This window comes from Maribacter sp. Asnod1-A12 (genome assembly GCF_045063735.1).
GTDB lineage: Bacteria > Bacteroidota > Bacteroidia > Flavobacteriales > Flavobacteriaceae > Maribacter.
Genome location: NZ_JBEFNZ010000006.1, coordinates 2,022,256 through 2,038,252, shown reverse-complemented (window position 1 = coordinate 2,038,252; position 15,997 = coordinate 2,022,256). Strand labels below are relative to the sequence as shown.

The window sequence follows — 15,997 nt, the reverse complement described above, 5'->3', positions numbered from 1 at the left end:
AATAGTTGCGTTACAATAAGTTTGAATTAGCTTCTACCTCGTTGAAACCTACACCATCTTTATACATATAATACGTTGGCACCTTACCTAACATTGCAGTAAACAATACTCCTACACAACACAGAATAAAGCCCAGTTGAGCCACAAATGCAGAAACAATCACCAAACCAAATATAACCAGCCAGTTTTTATTGCCTAAAGTAAAACTTGCCTTCACCATTTCTAAAGGAGATAAATGATTTGAAAACGCCAAAAAAGCAGGTATCAATGAAACTGGAACCATTACATAGAACATACCCACACCGCAGGCAAGTGCCCCAGCAATCGATAGCCCAAAAGTATATAGCGCAAGTATGAACACCTTACCTAAACGCCCTTCCTTAAAGAAAAAGAAGTAGTCATCACTAGATTCTTTACCCAGATCTTTTTCTCTACATATTTTCAGAAATGCCGCATTCAAAGCCAAGGCAAAAGTAGTTACGCCAATTGCAAACACAGGTGCAAGAATTGCCATCGCAATAGCAGCCATTGGTGGTAAAGCATCATGCTGAAGCGACTCTGGATCAGTTATACCCAAAGCGATCATAGGTATATAGAGAATAATATAAAAGGGCAATATTACAACAAAGGTCAAAAGCAAAATAATGAATCCCTGTAACCAGACTTTCTTAAAAAGCTCAATAGACCTACTGAATATGGTGCCAAATTCTAAATCTGGCTTCGTTTTAATCTGCTGTGTTAAGTTTTCTAAATTCATATGTATTGGTGGTTATAATTGGTGATAAAACTAAATAATTTTAAAGTGTAAAGCATAAACAAACCCTAAATAATCATGTCATCTTGTCATATTTTTGATTATAATAGTATCTTTGCCATCCAAAATATTTTATTGCAACGTATTACAAAAATGGAGAAAACCATAGACGAAAATGTGCAGGGCACAACTTTGGTAGTTGAAGGAAAAGAAATGAACAAGCGTAATCTCTACATTGAGAGTTATGGTTGTGCCATGAACTTTGCCGATAGTGAAATTGTTGCATCTATCTTAGCGACCGAAGGTTTTAACACCACCCAAACGTTAGAAGATGCGGATTTAGTACTTGTAAACACGTGTTCTATTAGAGATAAAGCAGAGCAGACCATTCGTAAAAGATTAACCGAATATAATAAGGTAAAAAAATCTAGACCACATTTAAAAGTTGGAGTTCTTGGCTGTATGGCAGAACGCCTGAAAGACAAGCTTTTAGATGAGGAAAAAATAGTGGATATGGTCGTTGGGCCAGATGCCTATAAAGATTTACCCAACTTAATCAAAGAAGTTGATTCTGGAAGAGATGCTGTAAACGTAATTCTTTCCAAAGATGAAACTTATGGCGACATAGCTCCCGTCAGATTAAATACGAACGGAGTAACAGCTTTTGTATCTATCACCAGAGGTTGTGATAATATGTGTACGTTTTGCGTAGTTCCGTTCACGAGAGGTCGCGAACGTAGCAGAGACCCACAATCTATTTTAGCAGAGATCAGCGAACTTTCTGAAAAAGGATTTAAAGAGATTACACTTCTAGGGCAGAATGTAGACAGCTACTTATGGTATGGCGGCGGACTAAAGAAAAATTTCGTTAATGCTACGGATATGCAAAAAGCAACTGCCACCAACTTTTCCAAATTATTGGAAATGGTAGCATTGGCAAACCCTAAAATGCGCATTCGGTTCTCTACATCCAACCCGCAAGACATGACCTTGGACGTCATCAGAACCATGGCCAAACACAAGAATATTTGTAATCATATTCATTTACCTGTACAAAGTGGTAGCAATCGCATTTTAAAGGAAATGAATCGGCTACATACCATTGAGGAGTATTTTGAACTAACAGATGAAATTAGAAAAATTTTACCTGGCTGTTCTATTTCTCAAGATATTATTACGGGCTTCCCCACTGAAACAGAAGAAGACCATGCCGCCACGCTAAGAGCATTGGAACATGTAAAGTATGATTTCGGTTATATGTACGCATATTCAGAAAGACCGGGCACTATGGCTGGCAGAAAAATGGAAGATGATGTGCCAGAGGCTACAAAAAAGAGACGCCTTTCTGAAATTATAGCGTTACAGAGAAGCCACTGTCAATACAGAACCGAAAAACATGTAGGTAAAATACAAGAGGTTTTAATTGAAGGGACCTCTAAAAAATCGGAACATGAATGGATGGGTAGAAATAGCCAAAGTACCGTTGTGGTCTTTCCGAAAGAAAATTACAAGGTGGGCGACTTTGTAAACGTACAAATTAACGATTGCACTTCTGCCACTTTAAAAGGTGTTGCAGTTGGGTATTCTGACAATAACTAACTTTATAGTAGCCATTTTATATGGAAAGTATACAAAGCATAAAACAACGTTTTGAAATTATTGGGCAAGACCCAAAATTAAATCGTGCTCTTGAAAAAGCAATGCAAGTTGCCGCAACTGACATTTCCGTTCTGGTTACAGGTGAAAGTGGGGTAGGAAAGGAATCTATTCCAAAAATCATTCATTCACTTTCCCATAGAAAACACGCAAAGTATATCGCCGTAAACTGCGGCGCCATACCAGAAGGTACTATTGACAGTGAGCTTTTCGGACACGAAAAAGGCGCTTTTACTGGCGCTACACAAACAAGAAGCGGCTATTTTGAAGTAGCGGATGGTGGTACTATATTTTTAGATGAAGTAGGCGAACTACCATTGACTACCCAAGTAAGATTATTACGTGTGCTTGAAAATGGTGAGTTTTTAAAAGTAGGTTCATCACAAGTACAAAAGACAGATGTACGTATTGTTGCCGCTACGAATGTAAATATGTTCGAAGCCATTAAAAAAGAGCGTTTTCGCGAAGATTTATACTATCGTTTAAGCACTGTAGAAATTAACATTCCGCCATTACGTGAACGTCAAGGTGATATTCATTTATTGTTCCGAAAATTTGCATCCGATTTTAGTCAGAAGTACAAAATGCCTACTATCAGACTAGATGACCATGCCGTATCATTATTGACAAAATACAGATGGCCTGGCAACATTCGCCAACTGAGGAATATCGCAGAACAGGTTTCGGTCTTAGAAGAAAATAGAGCTATTACCGCTGCCACTTTAAACGGTTACCTGCCGCATAACAATACAAGCAATCTACCTGCAGTAGTTTCTAACACTAAATCTGAAAGCGACTTTAGCAATGAAAGAGAAATACTGTACAAAGTACTTTTTGATATGAAAGGCGACCTCAACGACCTTAAAAAGTTGACCATGGAGCTTTTAAAAAACAACGATTCTGAAAAGGTTCAAAAAGACAACGAAAATCTTATCCGTAAAATTTACGGCAATGACGATGAAGAAGATGCAGATATCGAACACGATACGCAAGAAGAAGCTTCAATGAACCTATTGCACTTACCTGAACCGAAACGAGAAGAAGCTTCTATCATTCAAGACTCTTACGAGGACAAATATCATTTTGCCGAAGAAATTCAAGAAGAAGAAACCCTATCTTTACAAGAGAAGGAGGTCGAATTGATAAAGAAATCATTAGAACGCAATAGAGGAAAAAGAAAAGCCGCGGCAACAGAATTAGGTATTTCTGAACGAACGCTTTACCGAAAAATAAAACAATACGACCTATAACATAAAACGAACCCCATTTCAATGAGATACCTAAAGAAGTCTATATTATTTGTATTACCGCTAATCTTACTTTTTAGCTGTGGCATCTATAACTTTACTGGCGGTAATGTTGGTGAAGCTAAAACATTTAAAGTTAGCTATTTTCAAAATTACGCAACGCAGAGTCCGGGCTCTACCTTTGAACCAGGCGTAGATAGAGATTTCACACTAGCTTTACAAGACAGAATTCAAAATCAAACGAGCCTAGATTTAATCAGCACAGGCAATCCAGATTTATTGTATGAAGGTGAAATAACAGAATACAAGATTTCACCTATGTCTGCAACAGCTGACCAAACAGCCGCACAAAATAGGCTTTCAATAAGAGTAAAAGTGCGTTTTTATAATCAACTAAAAGAAGATGCGGCATTTGACCAGAGTTTTTCTTTTTTCTATGACTATGATGCCGATACCCAACTGGCAACGGTGAAAAGTGAAGCACACGACATTATATTCGAAAGATTAACACAAGATATTTTCAACGCCTCATTGGCAGATTGGTAAGAACATGAATGTTAAGGACTTTACATATTTTCTAGAGCAGCCTACCAAAGTGGTAGAACCCATACACACAAAACATCTAGAAGATATCATCGAAGAATACCCTTATTTTCAAGCTGCACGTGCCCTTTATTTAAAAGGTCTCAAAAACCTAAATAGCTACAAATACAATAAAGCGCTTAAAACTACCGCAGCATACACTACCGATCGAGATGTTCTTTTTGAATTTATAACCTCTAAAGATTTCTTACAATTTGAACCTTCAAAAGGTACGCTTGCTGAAGCAAAAGAAGACAAAGAAGTTGAAATTATTGATGAGACCGACGTAACATCTATAATAAATGAATTTGAAACAATTGAAAAAGAGGAAGCATCTATTTCTACAGTAGATAATATTACGCCAGACGAGTTTATAGAAGAAGTAGAAATCAATGAAGGCGAGACCATTGAAATTGATGAATCAGGTATTATTGCTATTGCTACTACCGCTTCTTTAATTACTCCATCAGACGACAAACCATTACCGCAAAACGAACAAGATGCTGACAAAATTCTAGACCCAGCATTATTTCAATCTAAAAACCCTGCTAATACTGAAGATGAAAATGCTCTCGACATAGGCAAACCATTATCTTTCGACGCAAAAGAAAAATATTCTTTTTCTGAATGGCTTAGTCTTGCTTCAAAAAAACCTTTAGAAAAATCTGAAGAGAATGCTGTTGAGAAAGTTCACGAAGAAAACATTGAGCCCCAAGCTGAGGTGAAAGAAAGTAAGATTGAAAAGACCATCTCAAAGGCACAGGAACAAAAAGTTACTCCTAAACCTATTAGAAAACCCAAGGTCAAAAGTGAAGCAATTAAAAAGAAATACGACCGTATAGACAAGTTTATAGCTTCTAACCCTAAAATAGTCCCTACTGAACAAAGTGCGGTTATAGATATTTCAAAATCTTCTAAAATCGACCATAACGAGCTTATGACAGAGACTTTAGCAAGGGTTTATCTCGAACAAAAAAAGTATAAAAATGCAATTCAAGCCTACAAAATTTTAAGTTTGAAATATCCAGAAAAAAGTAGTTTCTTTGCAGACCGAATTAAAGCGGTAGAAAAATTACGAAAAGATAATAAATAATTTAGAATGAGTACATTTTCAATTTTCCTAATACTTATCATTGTTGTTTGCTTATTGTTAGTATTAGTGATCATGGTACAAAACCCAAAAGGTGGCGGACTTTCTTCTTCTTTTGGTGGAGGAGGAAACCAAGTAGTTGGTGGAGTTAAAAAAACAGGTGACTTTTTAGATAAAAGTACATGGACTTTAGCCGGCTTATTAATAGTTTTAATACTAGCATCTAACATTGCCCTGAAAGGTAATTATGGCGATACAGATTCTAAATTATTACAAGGTGATGATATTGAAACGGTAATACCAGAAACATTACCTGAAGAAGTTACACCTCCTGTAACAAATGAAGCTACTCCTTCAGATAGTTTATAAAAATTTACAACCATATATTTAAAATGCCAGCTTATGACAAGCTGGCATTTTTTGTTTACAATTTGTCAGGAAAAATGCAATGGCATAATTTCTGCCTTTGTATACCCACGAAACTAAAAATCAATTTTAAAATTAATAATTATGGCTAAAGTTAATATCAAACCATTGGCAGACCGAGTACTTATCGAGCCAATGGCAGCTGAAACTAAGACTGCGTCTGGACTTTACATTCCTGATACTGCAAAAGAGAAACCACAAAAAGGTAAAGTTGTAGCCGTGGGTCCTGGAACAAAAGATGACAGTGTTACCGTTAAAGTTGGTGATACCGTTCTTTACGGAAAATACGCCGGAACTGAATTGAAGCTAGAAGGTACAGATTACTTAATGATGAGAGAAAGTGATATTCTTGCTATTATCTAAATAGCAATTAGCTTATGGCTCTTAACCATCAGCTGTTGAATTTCAATTTAAAAAATTAATAACTCAATTGACCTGCCATTACAAATGGAAGGTTAATATTTAAACAAAATTAAAAATGGCAAAAGATATTAAGTTTGACATAGATGCAAGAGACGGTCTTAAAAGAGGTGTTGATGCATTGGCAAACGCTGTTAAAGTAACATTAGGACCAAAAGGGAGAAACGTAATTATCAGCAAATCATTCGGTGCTCCACAAGTAACTAAAGATGGTGTTACCGTTGCAAAAGAAATTGAATTAGAGAACCCTTTAGAAAATATGGGCGCTCAAATGGTTAAAGAGGTTGCTTCTAAAACCAATGATTTAGCTGGTGACGGTACTACTACCGCAACTGTTTTAGCTCAAGCTATAGTTAAAGAAGGCTTGAAAAACGTTGCTGCCGGTGCAAACCCAATGGATTTAAAAAGAGGTATTGACAAAGCTGTAGAAGCAATCGTTGCCGATTTAGCAAAGCAGTCTAAAAAAGTAGGTGATTCTTCTGAGAAAATTAAGCAAGTTGCTTCAATTTCTGCAAATAACGATGAAACTATTGGTGATTTAATCGCACAGGCTTTTGGCAAAGTTGGTAAAGAAGGAGTTATAACCGTTGAAGAAGCAAAAGGTACAGATACATACGTTGATGTTGTTGAAGGTATGCAATTTGATAGAGGGTATCTTTCTCCTTATTTCGTTACCGATTCTGAAAAGATGGTTTCTGAATTAGAGAGTCCTTACATCTTGTTGTTCGATAAGAAAATCTCTTCAATGAAAGATTTACTTCCTGTATTGGAGCCAGTTGCTCAGTCCGGTAAACCTTTATTGATTATTGCTGAAGATGTTGATGGTGAAGCATTAGCTACATTGGTAGTAAACAAGTTGAGAGGTTCTTTAAAAATCGCTGCTGTTAAAGCTCCTGGTTTTGGTGACCGCAGAAAAGCAATGTTAGAAGATATCGCAATCTTAACTGGCGGTACTGTTATTTCTGAAGAAAGAGGTTTCTCCTTAGACAACACTACTCTTGATATGTTAGGTACTTGTGAAAAAGTACAGATTGATAAAGACAATACAACTATCGTTAACGGTGGTGGTGTTGCAAAAGATATTAAAACTAGAGTTAACCAGATTAAATCTCAAATCGAGACAACTACATCTGACTACGATAAAGAAAAACTTCAAGAACGTTTAGCTAAATTAGCTGGCGGTGTTGCAGTACTTTACGTAGGTGCAGCTTCTGAAGTTGAAATGAAAGAGAAAAAAGACCGTGTTGATGATGCATTACACGCTACAAGAGCTGCCGTTGAAGAAGGTATCGTTGCTGGTGGTGGTGTTGCATTGGTAAGAGCTAAATCTGTTCTTAACAAAGTTTCTACTGAAAACGAAGATGAAGCTACAGGTTTACAGATTGTTGCCCGTGCTATCGAAGCTCCTTTAAGAACTATCGTTTCTAACGCTGGTGGAGAAGGTTCTGTAGTTATCGCTAAAATACTTGAAGGTAAAGGTGATTTCGGATACGATGCTAAATCTGAGCAGTATGTTGAAATGATGAAAGCAGGTATTATCGATCCTAAGAAAGTGACAAGAGTAGCATTGGAAAACGCTGCCTCTGTTGCCGGTATGATCTTAACTACTGAATGTGCTTTAACTGACATTAAAGAAGATGCTCCAGCTATGCCTCCTATGGGTGGTGGTGGCGGAATGCCAGGTATGATGTAGTTCGACTTCGTCGACAGGCAATTATTAGCTTGTTTGCGGACATACATAAAATTTAAAGCTGCACTTGAAAAATTCAAGTGCAGCTTTTTTTTATACTTATACCAACAAAAAACCACCTTCTTTATTTACTGAAGGTGGTTTTATCGTCCAAACGGTATCGCCTTCTAAAGGCAATAACTTAACCACTTCTTTTTAGGAGCAGCTTTCGGAGCAGCCTTTTTTCCAGCTTTTGCTGGAGAAGGTTTTGCAGCTGGTTTCCCTGCTGATTTTGCTTGTGCCATTGGTATAGAGTTTTAAAATAAATCTATAGCTAATGTATTTCAGATTTTGATTCGTGATAATTCCATTGGCAAAAAATTAACCAAAACTTTTTAACCAATTTTCGACTCCAAATCAAACCCAATTAAAACAGTATTTACTACTTATTTTCATGGTGCATACCATCATCGGAATTGTCTTCTCTATACAAACAACAAGGGTGAACACTATTGTAAGCTTCATCTGTTGCTTTCAATTCTTTGGTATCATGTCCAACAGCAACAATTGCTGTTTTTATCTTCATGGCATCGGTTTTACGCTCATCCATAATAATAGCCAATTGATGCGTTGGTATATCCCAATTTGCATACTTTACACCTTTCACATTTAAGGCAGCTTCTTCTATACGCTCTTTACACATGGCACATTTACCATTAACGTCAAAAGTTACTTTCTTGTTTTTGTCTTGCGCAAAGGTTACTATCGTAATTAGCATCATTGCTAATGATAAAATCGTTGTTTTCATAATTAGTATATTAATTGTTATATATTAAATTTTAAATCTGAATCCGCCATAGAACATTCTTCCCATAATTGGAGCAAACACTATAGTAGTATCAAAATTGGAACCAAAAGGGTCATTTGCTCCTAAAACAGGAGTATTTTGTTGTACATCGGATAAGTTCTCGCCCCCTACATATACTTCAAATGTTTTTGAGAACACTTTCGTTATTTGAGCATTCATATGATTATATGGCAATGAATATTCTCCTAGTTGATATTCGCTTATATTAGAGCTCGTATCTGGAAGTCTCTTTTCTCCGTACGAATGCAAGGTATAATCAAACTTCCATTGCGCTCCATTTTCTTTAGCTTTTGTTTCATACCCTAAATTACCTAAAAAACGATGTTGTGCCAACAATGGTTTTTGAAGGTTACCACTTTCATAATCTGTAGATACGTCATAAAACTTATAAGAACTTCTTAGGTTTAAGCGAGGCAATAACTCATAGTTGACCTCAACCTGAAAACTTTTAGCATTACTATCTCCTTCTAAATTATAAAAAGAAACTTCTTGAGGGCTCTCCCAGTCTACTACGATTTGGTTTTCAAAATCTGTGATGTAATAGTCTAAAGTAATATCTCCTTTTTTACCCAAAAAATTGAATCCCTGTAAAAAACTGACTCCGTAGTTCCAAGCATCTTCAGGCTCAAGACCGTAAACACTACCACCAGTATCAGCAATATTAATTGTTCTAGCCGAAGCAAACAACTGCTGATTTTCCGCAAAAATATTGGCTGCTCTTTTACCCCTACCAAACGACCCTCTTAGACTCCCTTTTTCCCATGGGGTATACCTAATATGGAATCTAGGCGTTACAAAAGTACCTAACCTGTTATGATTATCTACACGTAAACCAGCAGTTAGACTTACCTTTTCCAAATTTTCATAGCTGTATTCAAAAAAGGCGCCAACAGAATTATCTACACGAGAATAATCTGTAGCCGTCACCATTTCATCATAACCATCATAAGCAAAAGTGATTCCCGTTTTAAACTTATTTCTAGTATCGCCTATTATTGAATTAAATATAAGGTTACTATATAAACTCTCGTGGTTGATATCATAAGTTCTAAATCCGAAATAGGAATCTTGTTTATGATAACTATACGATGTTTGAAAACCTAAACTTTGAAAAGGTAATTCCGGAAAAACATATCCCAGCTTTAATGATGTATCGAACCTACGTGTATTAATTTCACTTCCCCACACTTCGGCTCCGCTCAGAGCCCTATTGACTCCATCTACTCTATCTGTATTAGGGTCAAAATCTACTTGCCCCACTTGTTTTTCATCATTTAAAAAACGAACATTAAAGAAACTGACCCATCCTTTTTCTGCATCTTGATATTGCCAACGGTTCATCACATTCAATTGCTCTCCTAATGGTGCATCTAAGAATCCGTCATTATTATCATCTTCTTTTTGTACTCGTTTATTACCATGTATATATAAACCTGTACTCCACTTATCTGTCAGCTTTCTATTGAAGTGAGTGTTCAATTCATAGCGCCCGTTTTGGTTTGCATACCCGTTTACAAAAACAGCATTATCAGTTAATGGTTTTACCAGCTCTGTGTTAATCTGACCAGATATACTTTCATAGCCATTTACGACACTACCCGCACCTTTTGTAATCTGAATACTCTCTATCCATGTACCAGGCGTAAATGTTAATCCGTATGCCTGTGACGCTCCACGAACCATAGGAATATTCTCTTGAGTAATCAATAAATACGGACTCGTCAATCCTAACATTTGTATTTGTTTGGTACCCGTTAACCCATCGGATAAATTCACATCTATTGCCGGATTGGTTTCAAAACTCTCCGCCAAATTACAGCAAGCGGCTTTCAATAACTCTGCACTATTAACGGTGATGACGTTCTGCGGACTGAAATATGTCTTCTGTATTGCGTCGCGTTCTTGTTGTACCACCACCTCATCTAATTCATTAGATGGTTTCAAAGTTATTCTCAAAGTTTTAGGTTCGTTTACTGTCAGTGTATCCGACTCAAAACCTACATAACTAATTATTAATCTATTAAATTCCTTTATGTACGGAATTGAAAATTTACCGTCAAAATCTGTCACTACTCCCGTTTGGGAATCTTGCCAATAGACATTTGCACCCGAAAGTGTCAATGCATTAGACCCTTCAGAATCTAACACTACACCTTCTACCTTTTCTTGAGAAAAAGCAAACCAAGGCAACATGGCTATTATTAGTGTTATATATTTATTCATTTAATTTTTTATTCAATTTTATTAATCAATTTTTGCTGCTCGTAATCGTAATGCATTTGCAATCACGGAAACAGAACTGAAACTCATTGCTAAAGCGGCAATCATAGGAGAAAGCAACAATCCGAAAAAAGGATATAACACTCCTGCAGCAATAGGAATACCGACCGTATTATATATCAGTGCAAAAAATAAATTCTGCTTAATGTTTTTCATCACAGCTTTACTTAAGTTGTGTGCTTTAACGATACCATGTAAATCACCTTTAACCAGCGTAATCGTGGCGCTCTCAATAGCAACATCCGTACCAGTACCCATAGCAATACCTAAATCACTTTTTGCTAATGCAGGTGCGTCATTTATTCCATCGCCAGCTACGGCAACCTTCTTACCCTCTGACTGTAAACGCTCCACTTCTGCAAGCTTGTCTTGAGGAAGCATTCCTGCTTTAAAATCAGTCAGACTTAAATGATCCGCTACAGCCTTTGCCGTATCATGATTATCACCTGTTAACATGATTACCGAGATACCAGAATTCTGAAGCGCTTCAATAGCCTTTTTACTGGTTTCCTTGATTTTATCACCAATAGCAACAAAACCAACAGCATTACCATCGATCGCTACATAAGAAACTGTTTTACCCTTCTTTTGATGCCCTGCAATAACTACTTGCAAATTTTCAGGAATAAACACTTTAGCCTCTCCCATCATTTTATCATTTCCTAAAACAACAGATTCCCCATTAATTTTACCAGAAACCCCCATACCTGTAACAGAACTGAAATCATCTACCTTTAAAATGGACACATTTTTTGTTCTACCATAATTCACCGTAGCATCTGCTAACGGGTGCTCACTATGCTGATTTAAGGAAACAATATATTGCAACACCAAATCTTCATTAACGCCATCAACACTGCCTACTTCCTCAACAGACGGTTTACCTTCTGTGATGGTTCCGGTTTTATCTATGACTAGGGTATCAATTTTATCCATTCGCTCTAAAGCTTCAGCATTTTTAATCAACACTCCCGATTGAGCTCCTTTACCTACACCTACCATTACGGACATTGGTGTAGCCAAACCTAATGCGCACGGACAAGCAATTATCAACACCGCAATGGCATTTACCAAAGCATATACATAAGCGGGTTCTGGACCAAAAGTGACCCAAACCAAAAAAGTTACAATAGAAATAAAGACAACTGCCGGTACAAAATAACTAGATATTTTATCTGCTAGTTTTTGAATAGGCGCTTGACTACGACTAGCCTTGTTCACCATATCTATAATTTGCGACAATAACGTATCTGCCCCTACTTTCTCTGCAGTCATTACAAAAGAGCCTTTACCATTTATGGTACCTGAGCTTATTGCATCACCAACCACTTTTTGAACTGGAACAGGTTCACCCGTAATCATAGATTCATCCACGGTACTTTTACCTTCATAAATACTTCCATCTACAGGTATTTTATCGCCTGGTTTTACACGAAGTAAATCTCCTTTTGAAATCTGGTCAATAGAAATGCTCTCTTCTTTACCGTCAACAATCTTAACAGCTTTATTAGGTGCTAATTTCAGCAGCTCTTTTACCGCAGAATTCGTTTTACTATGTGCGCGGGCTTCTAACAACTGACCGAATAACACTAAAGTCAAAATCACCGTAGCGGCTTCGAAATAAACATGAACTGTACCCTGTACTGTTTTAAATTGTGGCGGAAAAAAATCGGGCACCAAAATAGCGAATACACTAAACAACCACGCCACCCCTGCTCCAATTCCTATTAATGTGAACATGTTTAAATTCCATGTTTTAACAGAACGATAAGCACGTTCAAAAAACATCCACGTGGCATAAAACACCACAGGTATCGATAATGCAAATTGCACCCAGTTCCAATACTTCAAGCTTAAAATATCCTGAAGCGGATTATTAGGTATCATTTCTGACATTGCAATAAGAAAGATCGGCAACGTAAACCCTACTGCTATTTTAAACTTATTCAGTAGTTTTTGATAGCTCTTTTCTTCGGCGGAAATATCTGCTTGCTTCGGTACTAAGTCCATACCACAAATTGGGCAATCGCCAGGTTCATCACTAACAACCTCTGGATGCATTGGACACGTATACTCTTGACCGTTATTAGATGTAGCACTTGCCTCCTCTACCAAATCCATACCACAAACCGGGCAGTCACCCGGTTCTGTATATGTCTTTTCTCCTTCACAATGCATTGGGCAGTAAAAAACACCATTACCATTCTCAACAGCTTTGGGTTTTGTAGCCTCATGCACATGAGCACCCAGATCATGGATGGAATAATGCCCTCCGTCAGCTTTCATAGCCGCCTGCAAAGTTTTTAAGGGAATTTCATTATCCATTTCCAAAACTGCTTCAGCCTTTTCTAAATTCACCACAGCATTGGATACTCCGCTAATTTTTGCCAAGGTTTGCTCAACATGACCTCTGCAGCCATTGCAGGTCATTCCATGAATTTGATATGTATTTTTCATAATGAGATTATGATTTCTTTCAGTTGTTAAAACTGTTTCTACTATTTCAACTAATCATATTCACTAACCTTTTATAAAAACGAAACAAAAACAAAAACACCTATAAATTAAGGTAGACTTGCTTTACAGCTTGATAAAAGAAAAGGTGACTAGATTAAAAATAGTACTTGATTACACTGCATTTGCGAACTAACGCTAATCATCAGTTGATATCAAATCAAGAAAACCTGGTGTAGAATATTCAAATCTTCAGCCAGTATAAGCGGTGGATATGAATTAAAAATAATTTTCTTTTCAACGTAATCTTCAAACAAACCTAAGTAAGTACTTGTAAAAGAAACCAAAAACACTTGTTGTGAAAAATCGAATTTTGAGAAGTCGTGCGTCAAATCATTTTGACCTTGCATGGTAAAAGCTTCATTATTACAACAATGTGCGCTTTCGATACCTAAACTCCCTTTTACTACGGAATTAGAATCCATACAACAATCTTTTGCTTCATTGAACAAAGCTACATCCATAACTCGCCCCATACACATATGTTTCTCTACCGTCCAAGAAATGGTAGACAGCAGCAGCAGCAAAGCCATTGAAACAGAAAAAAGTTTATGAAGTAAATTTTTCATCTATGCAAAGTTACTAAATAATCAACTTCTAAAATTCTACACTTCATTTCTTTAACGAAGTTTTGTCTTTCGAATCAAACAACAATTAAAATTCGATAAAAAACAAGTTTGTAAGTATACGATTACAATAGTTTTTCAGTTAATTACTTTAACTAATAATCATTAACCACTTTAACACTAATCATCAAAATTAAAAATTATGAAAAAACAATTTAAGCAAGCTTTCTTAATATGTTCTATAGCACTATTCATAGGAAGTTGCAGTTCAGATGACGGATCAATTTTCGATACTCCTATCGAAGATAATACCGGAGAAGACGGTGAAGACACCGATGAACCAGAAGTAGCCACCATCGTTTTCAACGAAGCCGTCCCTTCTTCCAATATTGAAACGGCATCTGCGAGCGGAGAAGTAGGAACCAATGTTACCGGTAGAGTTATTTTTACTTCTGACGCTACTACACAACGTAGAATGTATATAACTCAAAATTATTTAGGACAAGGAGAAATGCCTTTCAGTTCTTTTGATTTGGTAAGTGATGACTTAACCAAAGCTCTAAAAGCTGATGGTTCAATAGATTTAGATGGCGCCACTAAGAAAGAAATCGACTTTTCGTTTCCACTTCCAGTTCCAGATATTGAAAACGGAGAAATTGTTTATTCTTTTTGGACAACTACAGGTAAAGGTGACTTTAGAGATAGCTCAAAAAGATTGGCATTAGGTGTAGGTCAAATTACAGTAACTATTGGTACGGGTACCAACCCTACCGCTGCCGTTAGGGAATTTACAGATGTTAAACTTTTTGCTCCGGCACGAGATGGCTCAACAGAATCTTTCTTTTCTCTATTGAACGAAACCGTTTACAGAATTGATGTAGGACCTGAATTTAGAGCTTTTTGGGATTTTGGCTACTACTACGGTGCTTCTGGTGATTCTGCCGGCGATAATGCTTCTTTTGCTTCTACAGAACAATATGACGATTCTTTCGGATTTGATGTAGAAGGACTTGAGCCAGGTGCAGACGAGGAAAATGCTGCTACGGAAACATTGAACCAAATGTTCTTTGCAACTTCTGCAACCTTAGACGTTGCTGCTTTTGATGCGATAACCCTAAACAGTGAATTGAATTTTATTACAAGTTCAAGTTCACAAAACATAACCAACTTAAGCGTAGGTGATGTTATAGAGTTCGTTGACAACTACGGTAAAAATGGTTTAATTAAAATTACCGCTATCGAAGCTGGTTTCAACAATAACGATTTCATTGAATTCGACGTTAAGATTCAACCATAAGTATTACAAATAATATGTAGTATTAAAAAGAGGATGTTTAAAAACATCCTCTTTTTTTGTTTTAGCGCATACTGTTGCATGACAACAATATGTATTTTTGCAAAAAAAAGTTATGTTCAAAGCGCTGCGACCTCAAGTAAGTTCTATTATTGATTCTAATAAAGCCCCAGATGCAAAAATGCAGGATATATGCGAGCTTTTAAAAGCTAACGTACCACATTATGATTGGGTAGGTTTTTATTTTAAGAATGGCGATAAGCGCGAACTAAAATTAGGTTCTTATGCGGGTGCGCCAACGGATCATACTATAATTCCATTCGGCAAAGGTATTTGTGGTCAAGTGGCTGAAAGTAACAAGAATTTTGTAGTACCAGATGTACAAGCTCAAGACAACTACATCGCATGTAGCATTACAGTGAAAGCAGAGATTGTTGTTCCCCTATTCATTAACGGCGAAAATATTGGTCAAATAGATATCGATTCTAACACTCCTGACCCTTTTACAGAGGCAGATGAGACCTTTTTAGAATTCGTAAATTTTGAAGTAGCCAAAATTCTTTAAAACTTTAGGCTTTTTGTTGATAAACTAGCTCATTTTATAACTGCAAAAAAATTACTTTTGCTTGCT

The 15,997-nt window shown here is 36.7% G+C and carries 14 protein-coding genes; 9 read left to right on the top strand and 5 right to left on the bottom strand.

What is annotated here, in order from left to right; genetic code table 11:
* Positions 1-10: 10 nt before the first annotated feature.
* The gene (locus tag ACJJVP_RS08680; RefSeq protein WP_405412776.1) at positions 11-757 is read right to left on the bottom strand and encodes a hypothetical protein; all 747 of its coding nucleotides are present in this window, start codon (positions 755-757) and stop codon (positions 11-13) included.
* A 150-nt stretch (positions 758-907) separates the two neighbouring features.
* Between ACJJVP_RS08680 and miaB the strand changes: the two genes are divergently transcribed.
* The 7 genes from miaB (at position 908) to groL (ending at position 7,868) form a co-directional block, all read left to right on the top strand.
* The gene (gene miaB / locus ACJJVP_RS08675) at positions 908-2,353 is read left to right on the top strand and encodes a tRNA (N6-isopentenyl adenosine(37)-C2)-methylthiotransferase MiaB (protein WP_405412774.1); all 1,446 of its coding nucleotides are present in this window, start codon (positions 908-910) and stop codon (positions 2,351-2,353) included.
* A gap of 20 nt (positions 2,354-2,373) precedes the next feature.
* On the top strand, positions 2,374-3,660 hold the full coding sequence (locus ACJJVP_RS08670) for a sigma-54 interaction domain-containing protein (protein WP_405412771.1): 1,287 nt from the start codon (positions 2,374-2,376) through the stop codon (positions 3,658-3,660).
* A 21-nt stretch (positions 3,661-3,681) separates the two neighbouring features.
* Entirely contained in the window at positions 3,682-4,203 is a 522-nt protein-coding gene (locus tag ACJJVP_RS08665) for an LptE family protein (RefSeq protein WP_405412769.1), read from the top strand.
* 4 nt (positions 4,204-4,207) lie between these two features.
* Positions 4,208-5,332: a hypothetical protein gene (locus ACJJVP_RS08660; RefSeq protein ID WP_405412766.1), complete on the top strand. Its 1,125-nt coding sequence runs from the start codon at positions 4,208-4,210 to the stop codon at positions 5,330-5,332.
* A gap of 6 nt (positions 5,333-5,338) precedes the next feature.
* Entirely contained in the window at positions 5,339-5,698 is a 360-nt protein-coding gene (secG, locus tag ACJJVP_RS08655) for a preprotein translocase subunit SecG (protein WP_405412764.1), read from the top strand.
* Positions 5,699-5,839: 141 nt separating this feature from the next.
* Positions 5,840-6,118 (top strand): co-chaperone GroES, encoded by a 279-nt coding sequence (gene groES / locus ACJJVP_RS08650; RefSeq protein WP_036156781.1) that lies wholly within the window; start codon positions 5,840-5,842, stop codon positions 6,116-6,118.
* Between the two features lie 115 nt (positions 6,119-6,233).
* Positions 6,234-7,868 carry a chaperonin GroEL gene (gene groL, locus ACJJVP_RS08645; RefSeq protein WP_405412762.1) on the top strand — a complete coding sequence of 545 codons (1,635 nt, stop codon included), beginning with the start codon at positions 6,234-6,236 and terminating at the stop codon, positions 7,866-7,868.
* 418 nt (positions 7,869-8,286) lie between these two features.
* On the opposite strand, the gene ACJJVP_RS08640 is transcribed toward groL, so the two are convergent.
* The 4 genes from ACJJVP_RS08640 to ACJJVP_RS08625 form a co-directional block, all read right to left on the bottom strand.
* Positions 8,287-8,652, bottom strand: coding sequence for a heavy-metal-associated domain-containing protein (locus ACJJVP_RS08640; protein ID WP_405412760.1), 366 nt, complete (start codon positions 8,650-8,652; stop codon positions 8,287-8,289).
* A gap of 24 nt (positions 8,653-8,676) precedes the next feature.
* On the bottom strand, positions 8,677-10,935 hold the full coding sequence (locus ACJJVP_RS08635; protein WP_405412758.1) for a TonB-dependent receptor: 2,259 nt from the start codon (positions 10,933-10,935) through the stop codon (positions 8,677-8,679).
* Positions 10,936-10,956: 21 nt separating this feature from the next.
* Positions 10,957-13,449 carry a heavy metal translocating P-type ATPase gene (locus ACJJVP_RS08630; RefSeq protein ID WP_405412756.1) on the bottom strand — a complete coding sequence of 831 codons (2,493 nt, stop codon included), beginning with the start codon at positions 13,447-13,449 and terminating at the stop codon, positions 10,957-10,959.
* A gap of 212 nt (positions 13,450-13,661) precedes the next feature.
* Positions 13,662-14,075: an HYC_CC_PP family protein gene (locus tag ACJJVP_RS08625; RefSeq protein ID WP_405412754.1), complete on the bottom strand. Its 414-nt coding sequence runs from the start codon at positions 14,073-14,075 to the stop codon at positions 13,662-13,664.
* A 199-nt stretch (positions 14,076-14,274) separates the two neighbouring features.
* Here ACJJVP_RS08625 and ACJJVP_RS08620 point away from each other — a divergent pair, with 199 nt between their 5' ends.
* Together ACJJVP_RS08620 and ACJJVP_RS08615 are read left to right on the top strand one after the other, a co-directional pair.
* Positions 14,275-15,369: a hypothetical protein gene (locus ACJJVP_RS08620; protein WP_405412752.1), complete on the top strand. Its 1,095-nt coding sequence runs from the start codon at positions 14,275-14,277 to the stop codon at positions 15,367-15,369.
* A gap of 112 nt (positions 15,370-15,481) precedes the next feature.
* Complete coding sequence (locus ACJJVP_RS08615) at positions 15,482-15,931, top strand: GAF domain-containing protein (RefSeq protein ID WP_405412749.1); 450 nt, start codon at positions 15,482-15,484, stop codon at positions 15,929-15,931.
* The last annotated feature ends 66 nt before the right edge of the window (positions 15,932-15,997 follow it).

Excerpts from the sequence above, each read along its gene's own strand:
- ACJJVP_RS08615 (WP_405412749.1), top strand. The coding sequence starts at position 15,482 with ATGTTCAAAGCGCTGCGACCTCAAGTAAGTTCTATTATTGATTCTAAT.
- ACJJVP_RS08640 (WP_405412760.1), bottom strand. The coding sequence starts at position 8,652 with ATGAAAACAACGATTTTATCATTAGCAATGATGCTAATTACGATAGTA.
- ACJJVP_RS08680 (WP_405412776.1), bottom strand. The coding sequence starts at position 757 with ATGAATTTAGAAAACTTAACACAGCAGATTAAAACGAAGCCAGATTTA.
- ACJJVP_RS08625 (WP_405412754.1), bottom strand. The coding sequence starts at position 14,075 with ATGAAAAATTTACTTCATAAACTTTTTTCTGTTTCAATGGCTTTGCTG.
- ACJJVP_RS08635 (WP_405412758.1), bottom strand. The coding sequence starts at position 10,935 with ATGAATAAATATATAACACTAATAATAGCCATGTTGCCTTGGTTTGCT.
- ACJJVP_RS08670 (WP_405412771.1), top strand. The coding sequence starts at position 2,374 with ATGGAAAGTATACAAAGCATAAAACAACGTTTTGAAATTATTGGGCAA.
- ACJJVP_RS08630 (WP_405412756.1), bottom strand. The coding sequence starts at position 13,449 with ATGAAAAATACATATCAAATTCATGGAATGACCTGCAATGGCTGCAGA.
- ACJJVP_RS08660 (WP_405412766.1), top strand. The coding sequence starts at position 4,208 with ATGAATGTTAAGGACTTTACATATTTTCTAGAGCAGCCTACCAAAGTG.
- groL (WP_405412762.1), top strand. The coding sequence starts at position 6,234 with ATGGCAAAAGATATTAAGTTTGACATAGATGCAAGAGACGGTCTTAAA.
- ACJJVP_RS08665 (WP_405412769.1), top strand. The coding sequence starts at position 3,682 with ATGAGATACCTAAAGAAGTCTATATTATTTGTATTACCGCTAATCTTA.
- groES (WP_036156781.1), top strand. The coding sequence starts at position 5,840 with ATGGCTAAAGTTAATATCAAACCATTGGCAGACCGAGTACTTATCGAG.
- secG (WP_405412764.1), top strand. The coding sequence starts at position 5,339 with ATGAGTACATTTTCAATTTTCCTAATACTTATCATTGTTGTTTGCTTA.
- ACJJVP_RS08620 (WP_405412752.1), top strand. The coding sequence starts at position 14,275 with ATGAAAAAACAATTTAAGCAAGCTTTCTTAATATGTTCTATAGCACTA.
- miaB (WP_405412774.1), top strand. The coding sequence starts at position 908 with ATGGAGAAAACCATAGACGAAAATGTGCAGGGCACAACTTTGGTAGTT.